The sequence below is a fragment of the Neisseria sp. P0009.S007 genome (assembly GCF_051962515.1).
Window position 1 is genome coordinate 1 of sequence record NZ_JBQCVF010001223.1, and the last position, 247, is coordinate 247.

The 247-nt window shown below is 41.7% G+C and carries 1 protein-coding gene; it reads left to right on the forward strand.

Annotation, left to right across the window (positions count from 1 at the left end):
• Positions 1–247 (forward strand): type VI secretion system baseplate subunit TssK (tssK, locus tag ACTHS3_RS18385; protein WP_440368859.1); only part of this gene is annotated, 247 nt, incomplete at both ends.

Consider the following 247-nt stretch of genomic DNA (forward strand, 5'->3'; position numbering starts at 1 on the left):
GCCTCATGCTTTAGCAAGTTATTTTTCAATCTGCGTAAATCATTATCCATCGTTCTTGAACAACGTGCGATTAGAATTCCGCTGGATATGCGTGATGAAGCCACTCGCGTTGCTCAAACACCAGATCAAAGCCTATTGGATAAAGCCTCATTTGTCCTTGCTATCAAAGCCGATATGCCGAACGAAGCATTGCGCCAAAAAATTCCGAGCGTAGTAAAAATAGGTACTGTGGAGAAAGTAAAAGAAT